Below are 18,652 nucleotides of genomic sequence, written 5' to 3'. Positions count from 1 at the left end.
TTAACAAAGGCCTACCGCTGGTAACCTTTCGTTTACGGGCATCGTTAATCATAGGGGTGATGATTTAAGGCTCCGTAAATGCTGAAGCATGAAATGTGGCACTTCGCGCATTAACGAGTCGGAAGAGTCAGATAGCGGCATTTCCTCATGTATTACATGAGAGGTGCCATTTGAGATTCACCTTTTGAATCAGGAGACTGCTAAAAATATTTAACATTCTCGATACACCTTGCCAGAGTGAATCAGAATTTGTTAACCATTTGGTGGCAGCCTCCAAATCAGGCAACGACTGGATCCGTATCGCGTAAGGGGGCCACGACGTACCTTGGGCGGCGGAAAAGGGGAAAAACATGCGGGTTCTACTTATCGAAGACGATAGCGCGACAGCTCAAAGCATCGAGCTCATGCTTAAGTCCGAGAGTTTCAACGTTTACACGACCGATCTCGGTGAAGAAGGCGTCGATCTCGGCAAGCTTTATGACTACGATATCATTCTTCTCGACCTGAACCTGCCGGATATGTCCGGTTACGAGGTCCTGAGAACGCTGCGCCTGTCGAAAGTAAAGACCCCGATCCTCATCCTGTCGGGCATGGCGGGAATTGAAGACAAGGTGCGGGGCCTCGGTTTCGGCGCTGACGACTACATGACCAAGCCTTTCCACAAGGACGAACTGGTCGCGCGTATCCACGCAATCGTCCGTCGCTCCAAGGGTCACGCCCAGTCGGTCATCTCGACCGGCGAGCTGATCGTCAATCTTGACGCCAAGACTGTGGAAGTCGGTGGTCAGCGCGTGCATCTGACCGGCAAGGAATACCAGATGCTGGAGCTCCTCTCGCTGCGCAAAGGCACGACGCTCACCAAGGAAATGTTCCTCAATCATCTCTATGGCGGCATGGACGAGCCGGAGCTGAAGATCATCGACGTCTTCATCTGCAAGCTGCGCAAGAAGCTCGCAAATGCTGCCGGCGGCGCCAATTACATCGAGACAGTCTGGGGTCGCGGCTACGTGCTGCGCGAGCCCGACGGCAACGACTACCTGGAAACGGCCTGATTTTCGATAGCATCACGGTCGAGACCCGCATTTCCTCGTCCGCTCTCACGGCTATTATCGGATCGAAAACCCCGCCCCTCTCGGGCGGGTTTTTCTTTGGCGGCAGGTTGCCCGCTCATTAAAGCGCGTCGCATTCAATTGGAGGCGCGCGACGCGCTTTTAAGTCTTTGTTTGCATGCATGTCGTTGTCCCGATACCGCTGCACACTTTCGGGCGACATGCATTTAGACAATGACGAGACGACGGCGCCTCCTCTCCCGTCCACGCCGTCTCATGTCGGATTGGCGCTGGGCATGCCGAAAGGGCGCATGCAAAAAGGCCGCAGCATTGCCGCGGCCGTGTTTCAAACAACTAGTTTATTTCACCAATGATCTAACGAGGCTCTCAACGCTCGTCAGGCGGCCATCGACTGGCCGGCGAAGACACTCGTCAGGATCTTGCGGTCAAAGGGCTTCAGCAGGAAGTCGTCGGCGCCGGCACGTTTGCCCGCCATCATCTTCTTCAGGTCCGCCTCGACAACGCAATAGTAGATGCGCACCGACGTGCCATTCGGCAGGTGCCGGATATTGGCGATCAGATCGAGCGCGCCGTCCAGCGCGGCATCGACGATCAGGATGTTCGGCAACTCGGCTTCGCAGCGCACCAGCGCATCAAGGCTGCTTGGCGCCTCCAGAACCAGAAATCCCATGCCCGAGAGGATGCGCTTCCCAACTTTCCTGACAACATCCGAGCCATCGGCAATCATCAAGCGCCGCATGTCCAAACTCCTTCACGCCTACTTGCACGCGCACCCCGCATCCAAGAAACAAAGCCTATACAGATTTGGCAAAGAAACCGTTACGACGATTGCTTAATGCTTCCTTTCGGCTTGGCGCCGATCCAACGCTTCTTAATCGCGCAGAGGCGAGCGCAACGCCAAGCCGCACACGAAAAACCCTCCGGCAGACTTGCGTCGCGGAGGGTCGGATGCGGGCCGTTTTGATGAAAGAGGGATACTCTAGGCCTCGGTCTTGGCGGTGAACACGATCGCCTCGCCGGTCGAAACGACGTCGATCGTCATTCCGGCCTCCTCGCCCAGCAGGACGGTGTAATAGGGCTGGATCGAGTGCGCATCGACGGCCTCTTCCGGAGTGCCGGAGAGCAGTTCCACGAGCTTCGGCGGCACCCGCATCATTCGCCCCTTGGCGACGAGCGTGAAGGTCGCGTCGAATTCGGGCTTTTCCAGCGTGATGTCGATCGAGCCACCGCGCGGGATGGAGCCGTAGGCGACCAGGAAGAGATTGAGGAGAAGCTTGACGCGGTTCTTGGCGATGATCGCGCGCGGGCCGTTCCAGTTGACCTCGGTCTTCCTTTCCGCCGCGGCGAAATCCTTGGCCGCCTTTTCGGCTTCGCCCGTATCGATCGACGCGCCGACCGAACCGGATGCACCGAAGGCAAGGCGCGCAAACTTGAGGCGGACGGAAGCGTTGAGCGCACTGGTGCGGATCAGGTCCATCGCATCGGCATCAGCTCCCCCCTCGTCCAGGAGTTCAAGGCCGTTATTGATGGCGCCGACTGGCGAAATGATGTCGTGGCAAACCCGGCTGCAGAGCAGTGCAGCCAGATCGGGTCCCGTCAATGTCAGGTTCGGATTCTTTGCCATCATTCTTCCTTGTTTGCTATCCGTCTGCCGGCGCCACCGCCGCGCGTTCTTGCCCCGCAACCAAAGCTGCCGCACGACCATGGCATGGGCCATGAATCGCGCGGGCGCGGCCGGTAATCACTAGGCCATAATGACATCACATTTGGTAAACCGATTGTTAAGATGATCGGTTCAAATTGCTGGAGCATCCCGAATTCAGCCTGAATCGCTGGAGGATGCGCGGCCGGAACCAGTTTTCACACTTTTCCGCGCCCGCCCCTGGAATTGGACCAGACCCGCGCCGGACGCGCAACCGATGCAAATGCCGGCCATGACAGCCGGCGCAGGTCACTTTCGTGCCTGACGGAGGAAACGATGCAGCCGTTCATGAAGGCAACCACGATGGTTGTTCGCGCTATCCTGACGATGATGCTGATAGCCGGCACCATGTCTGCCGCCCACGCCCAATCCCCCAACAACAGCCAGTACACGATGCAGGAAATCGTTGACGCCGGCCACGGCTTCTTCGGCGAAACATCGGGCGGACTTGCCAAGGTCGTCGAACGCGCCTTCGAGCGCTACGGCTTGCCGAATGGCTACATCCTCGGGCAGGAAGGCTCCGGCGCCTTCATCGCCGGCCTCACCTATGGCGAAGGCGAACTCTATACGAAGAACGTGGGCCAACACACGGTCTTCTGGCAGGGACCCTCGCTTGGGCTCGACTGGGGCGGCCAGGGGAGTCGCGCCATGATGCTCGTCTACAATCTGCCCAGCGTTCCGGCGCTCTACAAGCGGTTCGGCGGCGTCTCCGGCTCGGCCTATGTCGTCGCGGGCGTCGGCATGACGGTATTGACCGACGAGCACGTTGTTGTCGTGCCGATCCGCACGGGCATCGGCGCGAGACTCGGTCTTAACGTCGGCTATCTCAAGCTGACGCAGCAGCCGACCTGGAATCCTTTCTGAGGGTACTTCAAGCGGCGGCATGTTCCAGAAAAGCCGCTGACCCGGCCGCTGCAAAAATGCCTCATCTCCCCGTCTCGCCAGAAATTAAGCGCGTCTGAAAAGACGCGCTTTGCTGTTCTAGCACTTGCAGCATTCAGGGCATCATGTTTACTGCGGGGGAAGCACCGAGATGGCGCCTGGCTTCCGCGGCGGGCGGCGCATCCGGTCCAGATTGAAACGGCCAGCTCGTGATTGAATTTGCGCTCCTCTTTTCCCTGGGCTTTCTGACAGCGATTGTCATCGGCCTCATGGCCGCCCCTGCCATTCAAAGACGCATCGTGCGCTTTGCGGAGGATCGGCTGAAGGCGACTATGCCTCTGAGCCCCCAGGAAGTACGCGCGCAGAAGGATGCCGCCCGCGCCGCCTATGCTGCCGAAAATGCCAAGGCCCAGCAGGCGCTCCGCCGCGAGCGCGACAAGAGCGTCACGCTGATGCTGCAAAGCGAAAATACCCTGCGGGAGGCGCGCAAACTTGCCGGCGAGAAGGCCGATCTGCAGGCTCAACTCGCCGACATGAACGTGGAGGCCGCCGACATGCGCTCCACCATCCGCCAACTCGAACAACGCATCGAGCGGATGAAGTCGACCTCTGAAACCTCGGAAAAGCACAACGGCGCCAAGGACGATACGATTCGCAAGCTCAACGGCCAGATGGAGAAACAAGCGGCGGATATCGACAATCTCCGGATAGATCTCGCCGCCCGCGAAACCGAGATCGAGCACCTGAAGAGCCGGGTCGCCACACTGCGCGACGAGCGCGAGGCACTTCGAGGCGAACTCAAGGCCGAGAATGCCCGGGCACGGGAAATGGAACTGCGGCTCGGTCGGAACGAGACCCGGATACGCCAGCTTGAAACCACCGTCGCGCGCGAAGCCGCCACCAACGCGGACCGCGAGAACGCGCTGACGCGGCGCGCGGACGAAATCGAAAAACTGAAGGCCCGCCTGAAGGACCTGAATCATGAGATGCGCGAAGCGGCCAAGGCACTTCGCGCGGCGGGTCTGACCATGCCGAAACGCGCGGAGCAAAAGTCCGCCGTCGTGGACGCCGTGAATGGAGAGATCGCCGAGCCCGCCACAAAAGCGGCGCCTGCGGCCGCTCCAGGCCCTGACACGACCATACTGTCCGAAGACCTGCGCAATCGCGCTACCGCACTTTCGGAGCGCCTGATAAACGCCAAATCCGCCGCGCATGACGAGGCGCTGCGGCAGGAGATCGCCGATATTGCCGCGGGCATGATCGCACTGACGGCGGCAAGCGAAGGCAAGGCGTCACCGATCCGCAGCCTTCTTGCCGGGGAGGAGACGGGCGCAACGCCGACCCGCAAGAGCCTCGCAAGCCGCGCCAAGGAATACCTGCCTCCGGAATGAGCGCGCTGTCGACCGTTTTTCCTTTTTGAAGGCTATGCCTCACGTCGTCCGCATGCTTCGGACGATAGAAAGCGCAAGCGTCAGAGGCGCTTGTTGATCAGTGCAACCTGATGCAGCGCTATGCCGGCAGCCATGGCGACGTTCAGACTGTCGAGGCCCGGCCGCTGGCGGATGCGCGCTGTCTGGATCGCAGAAAGGATCGCCTCCGGTAGCCCTTCGCCCTCGGTGCCGACGAGGAGCGCCGTGCGCGGCGCAGGCTGGATATCGTTGATGTCGACTGTGCCGCGCGGCGACAGCCCCCAGATCGCGAAACCGGCGACTTGAAGTCGTTCGATCAGCGAGGATGCCGTCCCTTCGCGTGCGAAAGGCATCGTCAGTACCGATCCGACCGATACCCGGATTGCCTTGCGATACATCGGATCGCAGCTCGTGGCGTCCATGAACACGGCATCGACGCCGAAGGCGGCCGCATTGCGAAACAACGAGCCCATGTTGTCGTGGTTCGATATCCCGCAGGCGACGAGGACCAGGCTCACCGCCGGAAGTCCCGCGATCAGAGCATCCGCGTCCGGCATCGCCTCGCGCCGCCCGAGCGCCAGGACGCCGCGATGCATGTTGAAGCCGGCGATCGCGTCGAAGACCCGAGCATCCGCCACATAGACGGGAATGTCGGCCGGAAATTCCGCAAGCAGCCCGGTCAGGCCGGCAACGCGGCTCTCGAGCAGCAGGATCGCCTCGGCAACGATGCCGCGTCCAGCGCGGTGAGCGGCAGCCAGCATGCGGAGCACGACAGTGCCTTCGGCGATGAAACGGCCCTGCCGCCCCGTCAGATCTCGCTCCTTGATCGCGACGAATGCGGCGATGCGGCCATCGGACGGATCATCGATGCGGGCGAGGGAGGGCAGCGTCATGGCGAATCCGTCAATTGGTCCTGACGGTGATGTCGGCGACGATGCGCCCCGCGGGAATGTCGAACACGATCGCACGCGGCTCGGCACCTGGCAGATTGCCGTAGAAAAGCACCTGCGAACCGGAGAGTGCGACATTGCTCACCGAAAACCCGGCCGGCAGTGCGGCGATCGCGCTCACCGGCGCGTCGCTCGGCACGTCTATCGCGGTCGGCGCCGCCTCCGCGCGACCATTCGGACGGGTGACCTTGTAGACAATCGTCCCAAGGACAGCCATAAGCATGACGAGCATCACGCCGGCCGAGACGAGTTGCAGGCGCACCATCTTGCGACGGACATTCTCCATCGCGGGATCAAGCGGCTTTTCTTCCTGTTCATCGGGCTCGATTGCAGTCATGGCTGGCTTTCTATCGGAATTGAGACGGAATGAACGATCCCTTTAAACAAGCGGCCGACAATAGGAAAGTCCTGAAGGCGGACGAGAGCGCGGCCGGAAGGCTGGACGCCTTCCTCACGGCCGCGCTTTCGGGCGAGTTTTCCCGCAATCGCATCAAAAGCCTGATCGAACAGGGCGCCGTCTCGATCAACGGCTCGACGGTCAGCGAGCCGAAAAGAAAGGTGCATCCCGGCGACGTATTCGAGATTGCCTTGCCTGAGCCCGAGGATCCCGAACCGAGGGGCGAAGAGATCGCCCTTGACGTGCTTTACGAGGACGACGACCTGATCGTTCTCGTGAAACCGGCCGGCCTGGTCGTGCATCCGGGTGCCGGCAATTGGACGGGCACCCTCGTCAACGCTCTCATCCACCATTGCGGCGACAGCCTTTCCGGCATCGGCGGCGTCAGGCGACCAGGTATCGTTCATCGGCTCGACAAGGAAACCAGCGGCGTCATGGTCGTGGCGAAGAACGATGCCGCCCACCGCCATCTTTCGGACCAGTTTGCCGACCACGGGCGCACCGGACCGCTCGAGCGCGCCTATCAGGCAGTGGTCTGGGGACGTCCCCGTCAGTTGAAGGGCACCATCAACGCTCCGCTGGGACGGGCCCTAGACCGGACGAAGCGAGCGGTCAAACGCGAGGAGAGTGACGACGCGCGTGAGGCCATCACCCATTATGAAGTCGTCGAGCGTTACCTCGAAAAACCGGATGGCACCTGCCTCGCCTCGACCGTAGTGTGCCACCTCGAAACCGGCCGCACGCACCAGATTCGCGTCCATATGGCCCATATCGGCCACCCGCTGATCGGCGATCCCGAATATGGTGCAGCCTTTCGTACCAAGGCCAATCTGCTGCCGGAACCGGCAAAAGCCGTGGTCAACCGTTTTCACCGGCAGGCGCTGCACGCCTTCATGCTGCAATTCGAGCACCCGACCACGGGCGAGACGATGCATTTCGAGGCGCCGATGCCCGCGGACATGGAGGTCCTTGTCGCTGCTCTACGCGCTGAGGAGTGATCCTACAGCGCCGAACGTCTTATCAGACGCGCAAAGGACGCCGTAGCGCTTTGAATTGCTGCCATGTTTTTGTCCTTTAATAGAGTACGTTTGAGGATACATGCAGTAGCCCTTGAATTCGCCGTTGCGGATTCCAATCTTATAGAAGCTTCAATTCGCAACATTCCCTTCCCCGGTCTCACGGTAGCGTGAAACCGGAGTCCTTGAATCATGCTTTCGCCGTACTTATCTTTTAGCTTCGTGGGGTCTTGACGAAGACCCACAGCCCGGTCTGCCGTCCCGGAGGCCGGAGACGCAAAAAGGGGGTGCTTCATGGCCCGCAATACTTTGCCGACCATTACCGCCGGAGAGGGCGGTCTCAACCGTTATCTCGACGAAATCCGCAAATTTCCGATGCTCGAACCGCAGGAAGAGTACATGCTCGCCAAGCGGTATCAGGAGCATGACGACCGCAGTGCCGCGCACAAGCTGGTGACAAGCCATCTTCGCCTCGTCGCCAAGATTGCGATGGGCTATCGCGGCTATGGCCTGCCGATCGGCGAAGTCGTGTCGGAAGGCAATGTCGGTCTGATGCAGGCCGTCAAGAAATTCGAACCCGATCGCGGCTTCCGGCTGGCGACCTATGCGATGTGGTGGATCAAGGCAGCCATTCAGGAATACATCCTGCGCTCCTGGTCCCTCGTCAAAATGGGTACGACCGCCAACCAGAAGCGGCTGTTCTTCAACCTGCGGCGGCTGAAGGGCCGCATTCAGGCTCTCGATGAGGGAGACCTCAAGCCCGAGCAGGTGAAGGAAATCGCGACGACCCTGAAGGTCAGCGAGGACGAGGTCGTTTCGATGAACCGTCGCCTGTCGGGCGATGCCTCGCTGAACGCGCCGATAAAGGCCAGCGAAGGCGACTCGGGGCAGTGGCAGGACTGGCTTGTCGACGACCATGACAACCAGGAAGAGATCCTGATCGAGCAGGACGAACTCGATAGCCGCAGGGCCTTGCTCGCCAGCGCGATGAAGGTTCTGAACGATCGCGAGCGCCGCATCTTCGAGGCCCGTCGCCTTGCCGAGGATCCGGTAACACTTGAGGACCTCTCGTCCGAGTTCGACATCAGCCGGGAGCGTGTCCGGCAGATCGAAGTCCGCGCTTTCGAGAAGGTTCAGGACGCGGTCCGCAAGGCAGCGCTCGAACGCTCGAACGCCTTGCGCGTCGTCGAAGGCGCGTAACGGCTCGGTTTCCCCGCCCGCGGGAAGTCACATAGGAACAAGAAAAATCCCGGCCGGGGCTCTCCTGGCCGGGATTTTTTTGTATCGCCATCTCTTCCCCGGCTATTGGCTGCTTGCGGCCGTGTTGCCGAGCGCGCCCCACGCCTGCATCGCCTTGTTGAAGGCTTCGATGCCGGCAGCCCCCTTCTCCAGCGTCAGCAAGGCACGACGCCCGTTCCGGTAGGTGATCGGAATGTCGATCCAGCTGCGGCTGCGCAGCAGTTCCGTATTGTTGCTGACAGCTTCGGCGAAGTCGTTGAGCGCGATCATGTGGAAATCGTCGGTGATCTTAGCGGGGACGGCGATCAGGGGATCGCCACGGTCCTGCTCCGTGCGCTTCATCGAAACGCGCTGGACACCGTCGATTGCGCCGCCCTCGAAGTTCTCCGGAAGCGAGAACACAAATTCGACTACGTGGCTCGCCGGCAGAGACGGGTCGGCATTGCGCTTGATCGTCATCAGCGCGGTCAACCCCCTGTCGGGCACCGTGATCTGCGCCTGGATCGTCGGCTCGGGCTTCGCGTCTCCGCCCGGCGACTCATCCTTGATCGACCAGGCGACGGTACCGGGGATCGCCGTCGGGGAGGACTGGCCGAGCCGTTCCTCGTAAAGGAACATCTTCTCCCCGTCGGCGACGGAGATCTCCGCCTGAGGCGCTTGCCCGGCGTCCTGGTTCGGCGCCGCGGGGGCCTCTGCCCCTGCCGTCTGCTGTGGTTCGGCACCACCACTTGGCGGCTGTCCGGCCTCCGTCTGAGGAGCGACTGACTTGCCCTCCTGCGAGACTTCCGTGTCGCTCGCGCCCGCCGGACCCTCATCCACTTCGGACCCATCGGCAAGCAGCCGCTGGGTGAGCTTGGTCGAACTGTCCTCGGGCTGCGCCGTTTCGCCAGGCGTGCCAGACTGCCCGCTTGGCTGGCTGGGCTGGTCGGCAGGCGCGTTCTGGCCGTCCGGCGTTCCGGTGCCCTCCGGCGCCGCGGGCATGATCTTTGCGATCAGCCCCGAAAGCCAGGCGTTGCCCGCCTCGCGGTTCTGCCAATAGGCATAACCGCCGCCGCCGAGAAGAAGCGCAATGACGGCGCCGATCGCCAGCCGCTTGAAATTGAAGCGGGAGGGCTTGGGTGTTGCCCGGTAGGACGGACGAGCCGGCGCGGAAACCGGAGGCTCGCTGCCATTCTCCTTGGCAGCAGTTGCCGCTCCGTTCGCAGCCGCCCCTGCCCCGGCGTTGTCGCCAAAGCCAAGCAGGTCGTCGATGTGGTTCCAGGCGGTGCTGGCGCGCTCTTCCTGGCTCGCGGGCACAGGCGCCTTTTCCACCGGCCACGACCATTCGGAAATGTCGGCTTCGGCAGCCTTATCCTTCTTGCTCTCCGTTGCCGGCGCGAAAGGATCGTTTTCGTCGAAGGACCAGGAGCGCGACGGCTCGGCGTCGCCGGGATGCTGCTGTTCGGGCTCGTCCGTTACCGGTTCCACCGGGTGGATGCCCAGCCGCTCTGGCGCCGCCGAAGAGGCATCCCCGGCCGCCTCGGGCGCCTTTGTCGTCGAAGCCGTATCGTCCCATTCCGGCAGGGCCCATTCCGACGCGGCGGATTTCGCCTCCGTATCCCCCTCACTCGGGAGAGATTCGGGCCGTACCGGCTCCCCGTGATCGGGCTCGGCCTCGACCTGCTCGTCGCGGAAATCGTCAGCGCGCGATTCGGGCTGTCCCGCATCGTCAACCGGCGGCGCCTGATCGGCTTCGAATTCATGTTCGGCCGGTCGTTCGTCTGTCGGAGCGGTCCGTGGTGCCGCTGCTTCGTCCGTCGGTTCTTCGGCCGGCACTTCCTCAGGCGGTTCGGACGGGGTGCCCTCGTCATAGGCGGCGACCGGTTCGTGTGCCGCCTCCTCGTCGATCGGCGCGGCGTGCTGCGCCTCGTCGCCCGCTTCGGCGCTAACCAGCGGCGGCGACACAGGTTCTGCGACTTCCGACTCCTCGCTTGCAGGTTCCTCGGTCTGTTCCTCCGACGACGCTTGTTCCGGCTCGTCAGCAACGCTCGCTTCAGTCTGCGGCTCGCTCGAGGCAGGCGGCTCCTGCCCCGTCGGCGTTTCGTCTACGCGCGGCTCGACCGCGTCGGTTTCCTCGACGGCAGGGAGGGCTTCCGCATGCTCGCTTTCGACTTCGCCGATTGCCTGTTCCAGCTTGTTAAGCTGGCGATTGATCATGTCGTCCGATGGCCGTGGGCTCATGTTTTCGAGTTGCCGGCGCACGGCACTACGCGCCTTCTCGTAAACCCTGCCCCGCATTTCCGGTGTGTTTTCCGACAGGCCGTCAACGGTCCTGCGAATAACTGCAACAAAATCCGCCATCAGAACTTTCTCATACTCCCAGGCATGCGCCCGCAATCACCGACGCCACTGTCGTCGCGCCGACACTAGTCCTCAAAAGGGTCCGTCACAAGTATTGTGTCATCGCGTTCCGGGCTCGTCGAAAGAAGTGCGACCGGCGCGCCGATCAGTTCCTCGACCTGGCGAACATACTTGATCGCTTGTGCCGGAAGATCGGCCCAACTGCGGGCGCCGACCGTCGATTCCTTCCAGCCTTCAAGCGTAATGTAGACGGGCTTTACCGAAGCTTGCTGCGCCTGACTTGCCGGAAGATGGTCGATCTCTTGTCCGTCCAGAGTATAACCGACGCAAATCTTCAACTCGTCGAGACCGTCAAGTACATCAAGCTTCGTGAGCGCAATGCCGGTGATTCCGTTCGCGGCGACGGACTGACGCACCAGCGCGGCATCGAACCAGCCGCAGCGGCGCTTGCGCCCGGTGACGGTCCCGAATTCATGGCCGCGTTCACCGAGGAACTGGCCGACCTCGTCGTTAAGCTCCGTCGGAAACGGTCCTTCGCCGACACGTGTCGTATAGGCCTTGGTGATGCCGAGAATATAGCCGAGCGAGCCCGGCCCCATGCCCGAACCGGCGGCCGCTTGGCCAGCAACCGTGTTGGACGAGGTGACGAAGGGATACGTGCCGTGGTCGATGTCGAGCAGCGTGCCCTGAGCGCCTTCGAAGAGGATACGCGCGCCTTTGCGCCGATGCTTGTCGAGGAGCAGCCAGACCGTATCCATGAACGGCAGCACGCGTGCGGCGACCGACGACAGTTCATTCATGATCGCCTGATGGCTGATCTCCACTTCACCGAGCCCGCGGCGCAGCGCATTGTGATGTGTCAGCAGTCGGTCGACCTTTGCCGGCAGCGTGTCCAGATCGGCAAGATCCATGACGCGAATGGCGCGGCGGCCGACCTTGTCCTCGTAAGCCGGGCCGATGCCGCGGCGCGTCGTGCCGATCTTGGTGCCGCTGTTCGAGGCTGCATCCTCGCGGAAGCCGTCGAGCTCCCGGTGCAGCGACAGGATGAGCGTCGCGTTGTCGGCGATACGCAGGTTGTCCGGGGTGACCTTCACGCCCTGGTTGGCAAGCTTGTCGATCTCCGCGATCAGCGCATGGGGATCGATCACGACGCCGTTGCCGATGACCGCGAGCTTACCGGGGCGGACGACGCCGGAGGGAAGCAGCGACAGCTTGTAGCTGACGCCGTCGATCACCAGGGTGTGGCCGGCATTGTGGCCGCCCTGGAATCGCACGACGATGTCCGCGCGCTCCGAAAGCCAGTCCACGATCTTGCCTTTGCCTTCGTCGCCCCATTGGGATCCGACCACCACGACATTCGTCATAATTTTCTTCCTGTTCGCACGCGCACAAGGGATTGCGCCATTCTGAAACCCGCGCATCTATACTGTGTTGTCTTGCGGAAAGCGACCCCGTTGTGCCCCGCTCGAAGCCCTTTTTCGCATGACAACCGACGGATTTAGCGCCTATATCTCTGCTGCTTTCCCGCCTCTCCGGCACTCATTCCCGTCCCACATGGATCGCAGCATCGTGAACGCCAGGGCCTATTTCTATCTCGCAATAACTTCGCTTTTTTGGGGCGGCAATTCAGTCGCGGGCAAGATGGCCGTCGGGCACGTCAGTCCGATGATGCTGACGACGCTGCGCTGGATGGTGGCACTCGCCGTCATCCTGGCATTGATGACGCCGCAGATCCGTCGCGACTGGGACAAGATCCGTGAGCATTGGCTGCAATTGCTGGCCTACGGCGCGGTCGGCTTCACCATGTTCAACGCATTCCTCTATTCGGCGGTGAAATATACGAGCGCCATCAACGCCGTGATCCTGCAGGCCGGCATCCCGATGCTGATCTTCCTCTTCAACTTCGTCCTGTTCCGCACAAAGGCCTCGGTCGCGCAGATCATCGGTTTTACGGTGACTCTGATCGGCGTGTTGATCACAGCCGCGCATGGCGACCTCGCAAGCCTCATGCAATTGCAGTTCAATTTCGGCGACGCGCTGATGATCCTCGCCTGTATCGTCTACGCCGCCTACACCGTCGGTCTGCGTTGGAAGCCGAACATGCACTGGCAGAGCTTCATCGCCGCGCCGGCCTTCGGGGCACTCTTGAGCGCTATCCCGCTCCTCATCTGGGAATTCTCAAACGGCAGCGCCATCGCACCCGACGCCAGCGGCTGGGCGATCGTCGTCTATGCTGCGATCTTCCCATCGCTGATGTCGCAGGTTCTTTACGTGCGCGGCGTTGAAATGATCGGCGCCAATCGCGCCGGACTGTTCATCAATGCCATCCCGGTTTTCGGGACGCTCCTTTCCGTGCTTCTTGTCGGGGAGACATTTCATCCGTTTCATCTCGTGGCATTGCTGTTGGTGCTTGGCGGCATTGCCATCGCGGAACGTGGCCGTCCGAAGCTGCCGCGCTGATAAGAACTTCGCCGTGCCGTATGAAACGCGACAGCGCCGCACATCTGAACGACGTGCGGCGCTGTCGCCGAGTTCCGGGTGGGGTGTCGCTTAATCGATATTGAACACCAGTTGCTTCGCCTGGCGGATTGCCGCGTTGGCACGCAGCTTGTCGAGCACCGTCTCGGAGACCGGACCGTCGACATAAAGCAGAGCGATGGCGTCGCCGCCTTCCTTCTCGCGACCGAGCTGGAAGTTGGCGATGTTGACGCCGGCGTCACCGAGCGTCGTACCTATGAATCCGATCATGCCGGGGACGTCGGTGTTGGTGAGATAGACCATGTGCTTGCCGACATCGGCATCGAGATTGATGCCCTTGATCTGGATGAAGCGCGGCTTGCCATCGGAGAAAACCGTACCGGCGACCGAACGGGTTTGGTTCGATGTCGTCACCGTCAGCTTGATATAGCCGTCGAAGACGCCGGACTTGTCGCGTTTCACTTCGGAAAGGATGACGCCCTTTTCCTTGATCATGACCGGCGCGGAAACCATGTTGACGTCCGCCACCTGCGGACGGATCAGGCCGGCAAGAACGGCGCTCGTCAGTGCCTTGGTGTTCATCGCCGCCGTGGAACCGTCATAGAGGATTTCGATTTCTTTGATAGCGCTTTCGGTGACCTGGCCGACGAAGGCGCCGAGAACGTCGGAGAGCCGAATGAAGGGCTTCAGGATCGGCGCTTCTTCCGCCGTGATCGACGGCATGTTGATGGCGTTCGAGACAGCGCCGTTGACCAGATAGTCGGACATCTGCTCGGCGATCTGCAGCGCCACGTTCTCCTGCGCTTCGGTCGTGGAAGCGCCGAGATGCGGCGTGCAGACGACGTTCGGCAGACCGAACAGCGGACTTTCGGTGGCGGGTTCCACCTCGAAGACGTCGAAGCCGGCACCGGCGACATGGCCCGATTTCAGCGCTTCGGCAAGCGCGCTTTCGACGACGAGGCCGCCACGCGCGCAGTTGACGATGCGCACGCCCGGTTTCATCTTGGCGATCGCCTGCGCGTCGATGATGTTGCGGGTCTTGTCCGTCAGCGGTACGTGCAGTGTGATGAAATCCGCTCGCGCAAAGAGCTCGTCGAGTTCGACCTTGACCACGCCCATTTCCTCGGCGCGTTCCTTCGACAGGAACGGATCGTAGGCGACGACGTGCATCTTCAGCCCGATGGCGCGGGCACAGACGATCGAGCCGATATTGCCGGCACCGATGACGCCAAGCACCTTGCCGGTGATCTCGACGCCCATGAATTTCGACTTTTCCCACTTGCCGGCCTGAGTGGAACCGTCTGCCGCGGGAAGCTGCCGGGCGACGGCAAACATCAGCGCGATAGCATGCTCGGCCGTCGTGATCGAGTTGCCGAAGGGCGTGTTCATGACGATGATGCCGCGGCGAGATGCAGCCGGGATGTCCACATTGTCCACGCCGATACCGGCTCGGCCGACGACCTTGAGATTGGTGGCGGCAGCGATCAGCTTCTCCGTCACCTTGGTGGCGGAGCGGATCGCGAGACCGTCATAGTTGCCGATGATCTCGGCGAGCTTTTCCTTGTCCTTGCCGAGCTTCGGCTGGAAATCCACTTCAAGGCCGCGGTCGCGGAAGATCTGGACGGCGGTTTCCGACAGTTCATCGGATACGAGAACGCGAGGTGCCATGAGAGGCCTCCTTGAGGATCAGTTCTGAAAGGGTGCGTGAGTGGCTTCGCTCGCAGCGAGCGAAGCTTATCGCTTGGATCAGGCGGCGGCCTGCGACAACGTCGCCTTCTGGGTCTCGAAGGCCCAGGTGAGCCACGGCATCAGCGCTTCCATGTCGGAAGTCTCGATGGTGGCACCAGCCCAGATCCGTAGACCGGAGGGGGCGTCGCGATAGTGGCCGATATCGTAGGCCACACCTTCCTTTTCGAGCAGGGCGACGACGCCCTTCGCGAAAGCGGCCTGGCCGTCGGCATCCAGGGCAAGAACGTCCTTGTCGACGATCTTGAGGCACACCGAGGTGTTGGAGCGGGTTTCCGCCTTGATCGCCAGGTTTGCAATCCAGGCATTTGCGTCGACGAACCGATGGATCGCGTCGGCGTTGGCGTCTGCCCGGGCGATCAGCCCCTTGAGGCCGCCGACCGACTTCGCCCAAAGGAGCGCGTCGATATAGTCTTCGACACAAAGCATCGACGGCGTGTTGATCGTCTCGCCGGAAAAGATGCCTTCGATCAGCTTGCCGCCGCTGGTCAGGCGGAAGATCTTCGGCAGCGGCCATGCCGGCGCATAGGTCAGCAGCCGTTCGACTGCGCGCGGCGAAAGAATGAGGACGCCATGCGCGCCCTCTCCGCCCAGAACCTTCTGCCAGGAGAAGGTGACGACGTCGAGCTTGGCGAAATCGAGATCCTGGGCAAAGGCGGCGGAGGTCGCGTCGCAGATCGTCAGGCCCCTGCGGTCCGCCGGAATGAAATCGGCATTCGGCACACGCACACCGGAGGTCGTGCCATTCCAGGTGAAGACGACATCGCGGTCGAAATCGACCTTGGCGAGGTCCGGCAATTCGCCATAGGCAGCCTCGAACTTGCGAACATCGGCGAGCTTGAGCTGCTTGACCACGTCGGTCACCCAACCGGCACCGAAGCTTTCCCAGGCGAGCATGTCGACGCCACGGGCGCCGAGCAGCGACCACAGCGCCATTTCGACGGCGCCGGTATCGGAAGCGGGCACGATACCGATGCGGTAATCGGCGGGCACTTCAAGAATTTCACGGGTGAGGTCAATGGCCTGCTTCAGCTTCGTCTTACCGATCTTGGCTCGGTGCGATCGACCGAGCGCGGCATCGGAGAGAGCTTCGAGCGTCCAACCGGGACGCTTTGCGCAGGGGCCAGAAGAAAAATGGGTATTTGCCGGACGCACGTCCGGCGTGGCAGGCTTCGTCATAATGCTATCCTCTCAGATAGAAGCCCCTCGTTGGGGAGGGGTGTCCCGCCGCCGGGAATATTGCGGGTCAGAGAGGAAGTCAAGCAACTTGCGTCGCTTTTGGAAAAATTTTCGGCGTTCCGGGTAAACTTCGAACACAGAGAGTGCAGACGCCGAACGATTGTTACCAGAGTGAGAAGCGCAGGCCCGCGCGGATCTCGTGGCGGGAAAGGCCGTCGTCATGACCCTTGGCGCCACTGGCGCCGGCAAGCGCCTCGGCTCCGAAGCCGAACATGTCGCCATCTGCGATGTGGGAATAGCGGTAGCCGAGATCGAATTTCAGCCGATCCGTGATGTCGTAGGAGACACCGGCCATGAGTGCATAGGTGAAGCGCCAGCTGTCTTCTCCCTCATAGGACGTTCCACCTGCCACACCCGCGCAGGCGCCACCGCCCGGAACACAGGTTGCCGTCTCCCGGACGGTGTTCCAGTTGATGTTCGTGGCGCCGATGCCCGCGCCGAGATATGGCGTGAAGCCGGCAAGTGTCGCCAGGTCGACATAGCCGTTCGCCATGAGCCCGAGCGCGGAAAAATTGGCGCTGTGCGACAAGTCGCATGACGTTCCGGCGCCCTGGCCTGCGCAGGGAGTGGCTGACAACGACGAGCCGTCGAACCGCCCCTCAAAATATTCCGCGGTTATGTCGGCGCGCACGACGTCATTGAACTGATAGCCGATACCGATCGTGCCGGAGATCGGCCTGTCGAAACGGGCATTGTCGAACGGAACGCTGCTGTAGCCGCCGGTGCCGGCGTCGAAGGTGCGATAGGAGGGATCGCCCTCGTCGCGCCACGGCGCATAACCGATGTCGCCGCGCAGATAGAGACCGCTGCTGCGCTCCGCTTTCGTCGAGATGGTGATCTCCGGCGCGTCGAGCAAATCCTCGTCTGCGGCCTCCACCATGCCGGAGAGCAGAAAACCGGCGCTGAAAGCGATGCCGCAAATCCCGTTCCGCCAATGCATGTCCGCGCCCTGCCAGTATTCGTGTCAGCGGCCATGACGGCCCGCTTGCTGGCGTTAACTATTGGCAGCGACAAGTTAACCATCGGTTAAGCATGTTGATTGACGGAAAATTTAAGGAAATCCGGCACGGCGGCCGCCCCTCGAAAGGTGAGCCCCCGAAGTGAAAAGGGGCCGCATGGCGGCCCCCGGACGATGTCTCGCTCTACAGCCCGGACTATTGCAGGGCGTAGCGCATGCCGAGCTTGAAGTCATGCGACGTGATGTCTTCGAAGTGCATCGGGGCGTTCACCGTGGAGCCGTCGTAGGTACGAATATTGCCGGTCTTTGCGTCGCCGAGATCGACGTAGCTGTAGCCGAGATCGAGCGCCAGGCGTTCGGTCGCCTGATAAGCGACGCCGGCATGCACCGCCCATGCAAAGTTCCAGGTCGGGTCGTCGTCGGCATAGGCAACGCCGAGGGTCGGCACGTTGATGTCACGGAAACCCGAGATCCTGTTTCGCGAGGCACCGATACCGGCGCCCACATAGGGCTTGATGCCGTACCAATCGCCGATGTCGACATAGGCGTTGGCCATCAACAGCCACTCCGATTTGGCGGCGTCGTAGTCGTTCGTGCCATCCCAGATCGGACCAGTCGGGCCGCTGTGGCCGTAACGATCAAGCGCGGCGAAATCCGCCTTGCCGCGGTATTCGACGATACCGTCCAGGCGCAGCCAGTCATTGAATTGATAACCGATACCGACGCCGGCGAGCGGCGCGCTGTCGAACTCGCCTTCGTCGAGGAACTCGTGAAGTTCCACGACATCCATGAGTTCGTGCTTCATATGACCGAGTTTCTGGTTGCTCATCCCCAGATGGCCGCGCAGATACCAGCCGCTGGGCACTATAACCGGCGCAGGATCTTCGACATAAAGGTCGGCAGCCAAAACCGGGGCGCCGCTCAATATTGCGGCAACAAATGCAATCAAAGGTCTTTTCATAATAGCTCCGCGAATATTCTGACCCGCGCCGCGTTGCCTCGGCCGGATACTGCACTCTTGTTGCGTCAAAAGTCGCACGCTGCGGTTAATATCGGATTAAGCATAGAAATTTACTCTGTTTATTAACAATTGCTCATGCTCGCCCTATTCGACAACCCGACGCAGCAACAAAAAAGGCCGGCGATCGATGCCGGCCTTCAAAAGCAATCATGGTCCTACAGCGTCGTATGTCTTTTCAGACGCACAAATATCGCTGTCGCACTTT

At 61.4% G+C, this 18,652-nt stretch carries 16 protein-coding genes; 6 read left to right on the top strand and 10 right to left on the bottom strand.

Going from position 1 to position 18,652, the window contains the following annotated elements; all coding sequences use genetic code 11:
- Window positions 1–350 precede the first annotated feature (350 nt).
- Window positions 351–1,052, top strand: a complete 702-nt coding sequence (gene ctrA, locus QN224_RS23765; protein WP_136508054.1) for a response regulator transcription factor CtrA — start codon at window positions 351–353, stop codon at window positions 1,050–1,052.
- A gap of 394 nt (window positions 1,053–1,446) precedes the next feature.
- Here the strand turns inward: ctrA and QN224_RS23760 are convergent, their stop codons facing one another.
- Window positions 1,447–1,809, bottom strand: a complete 363-nt coding sequence (locus QN224_RS23760) for a PleD family two-component system response regulator (RefSeq protein ID WP_283978618.1) — start codon at window positions 1,807–1,809, stop codon at window positions 1,447–1,449.
- Between the two features lie 240 nt (window positions 1,810–2,049).
- Window positions 2,050–2,694, bottom strand: coding sequence for a histidine phosphotransferase ChpT (chpT, locus tag QN224_RS23755; protein ID WP_283978617.1), 645 nt, complete (start codon window positions 2,692–2,694; stop codon window positions 2,050–2,052).
- 354 nt (window positions 2,695–3,048) lie between these two features.
- On the opposite strand from chpT, the gene QN224_RS23750 reads away from it, so the two are divergent.
- On the top strand, window positions 3,049–3,636 hold the full coding sequence (locus QN224_RS23750; RefSeq protein WP_283978616.1) for a DUF1134 domain-containing protein: 588 nt from the start codon (window positions 3,049–3,051) through the stop codon (window positions 3,634–3,636).
- Between the two features lie 227 nt (window positions 3,637–3,863).
- Window positions 3,864–5,045: a hypothetical protein gene (locus QN224_RS23745; protein WP_283978615.1), complete on the top strand. Its 1,182-nt coding sequence runs from the start codon at window positions 3,864–3,866 to the stop codon at window positions 5,043–5,045.
- 80 nt (window positions 5,046–5,125) lie between these two features.
- Here QN224_RS23745 and QN224_RS23740 read toward each other — a convergent pair whose 3' ends face one another.
- Entirely contained in the window at window positions 5,126–5,956 is an 831-nt protein-coding gene (locus QN224_RS23740; protein WP_283978614.1) for an RNA methyltransferase, read from the bottom strand.
- A 10-nt stretch (window positions 5,957–5,966) separates the two neighbouring features.
- Window positions 5,967–6,350 carry a hypothetical protein gene (locus QN224_RS23735; RefSeq protein WP_283978613.1) on the bottom strand — a complete coding sequence of 128 codons (384 nt, stop codon included), beginning with the start codon at window positions 6,348–6,350 and terminating at the stop codon, window positions 5,967–5,969.
- A 29-nt stretch (window positions 6,351–6,379) separates the two neighbouring features.
- Here QN224_RS23735 and QN224_RS23730 point away from each other — a divergent pair, with 29 nt between their 5' ends.
- Both QN224_RS23730 and rpoH read left to right on the top strand, forming a co-directional pair.
- Entirely contained in the window at window positions 6,380–7,408 is a 1,029-nt protein-coding gene (locus QN224_RS23730) for an RluA family pseudouridine synthase (protein WP_283978612.1), read from the top strand.
- Between the two features lie 312 nt (window positions 7,409–7,720).
- Entirely contained in the window at window positions 7,721–8,626 is a 906-nt protein-coding gene (rpoH, locus tag QN224_RS23720) for an RNA polymerase sigma factor RpoH (protein WP_173509212.1), read from the top strand.
- Window positions 8,627–8,728: 102 nt separating this feature from the next.
- Here rpoH and QN224_RS23715 read toward each other — a convergent pair whose 3' ends face one another.
- Together QN224_RS23715 and QN224_RS23710 are read right to left on the bottom strand one after the other, a co-directional pair.
- Complete coding sequence (locus QN224_RS23715; protein WP_283978611.1) at window positions 8,729–11,005, bottom strand: hypothetical protein; 2,277 nt, start codon at window positions 11,003–11,005, stop codon at window positions 8,729–8,731.
- Between the two features lie 65 nt (window positions 11,006–11,070).
- A complete protein-coding gene (locus tag QN224_RS23710) occupies window positions 11,071–12,369 on the bottom strand; it encodes an adenylosuccinate synthase (RefSeq protein ID WP_173509210.1) in 1,299 nt (432 codons plus the stop codon).
- Between the two features lie 205 nt (window positions 12,370–12,574).
- Here QN224_RS23710 and QN224_RS23705 point away from each other — a divergent pair, with 205 nt between their 5' ends.
- The gene (locus QN224_RS23705) at window positions 12,575–13,465 is read left to right on the top strand and encodes a DMT family transporter (protein WP_283978610.1); all 891 of its coding nucleotides are present in this window, start codon (window positions 12,575–12,577) and stop codon (window positions 13,463–13,465) included.
- 90 nt (window positions 13,466–13,555) lie between these two features.
- On the opposite strand, the gene serA is transcribed toward QN224_RS23705, so the two are convergent.
- From serA to QN224_RS23685, 4 genes are all read right to left on the bottom strand, one after another.
- Window positions 13,556–15,151 carry a phosphoglycerate dehydrogenase gene (gene serA, locus QN224_RS23700; RefSeq protein ID WP_283978609.1) on the bottom strand — a complete coding sequence of 532 codons (1,596 nt, stop codon included), beginning with the start codon at window positions 15,149–15,151 and terminating at the stop codon, window positions 13,556–13,558.
- 78 nt (window positions 15,152–15,229) lie between these two features.
- Entirely contained in the window at window positions 15,230–16,408 is a 1,179-nt protein-coding gene (locus QN224_RS23695) for a phosphoserine transaminase (protein ID WP_283978608.1), read from the bottom strand.
- Window positions 16,409–16,571: 163 nt separating this feature from the next.
- Window positions 16,572–17,348: a porin family protein gene (locus QN224_RS23690; protein ID WP_283978695.1), complete on the bottom strand. Its 777-nt coding sequence runs from the start codon at window positions 17,346–17,348 to the stop codon at window positions 16,572–16,574.
- 274 nt (window positions 17,349–17,622) lie between these two features.
- On the bottom strand, window positions 17,623–18,387 hold the full coding sequence (locus QN224_RS23685) for an outer membrane protein (RefSeq protein WP_173509205.1): 765 nt from the start codon (window positions 18,385–18,387) through the stop codon (window positions 17,623–17,625).
- Window positions 18,388–18,652 lie beyond the last annotated feature (265 nt).

Source organism: Sinorhizobium sp. 7-81 (assembly GCF_030124405.1).
Lineage (GTDB): Bacteria > Pseudomonadota > Alphaproteobacteria > Rhizobiales > Rhizobiaceae > Sinorhizobium > Sinorhizobium psoraleae.
The sequence above is the reverse complement of the archived record's forward strand: the minus strand, read 5'-3'. Positions and strand labels throughout refer to the sequence as shown.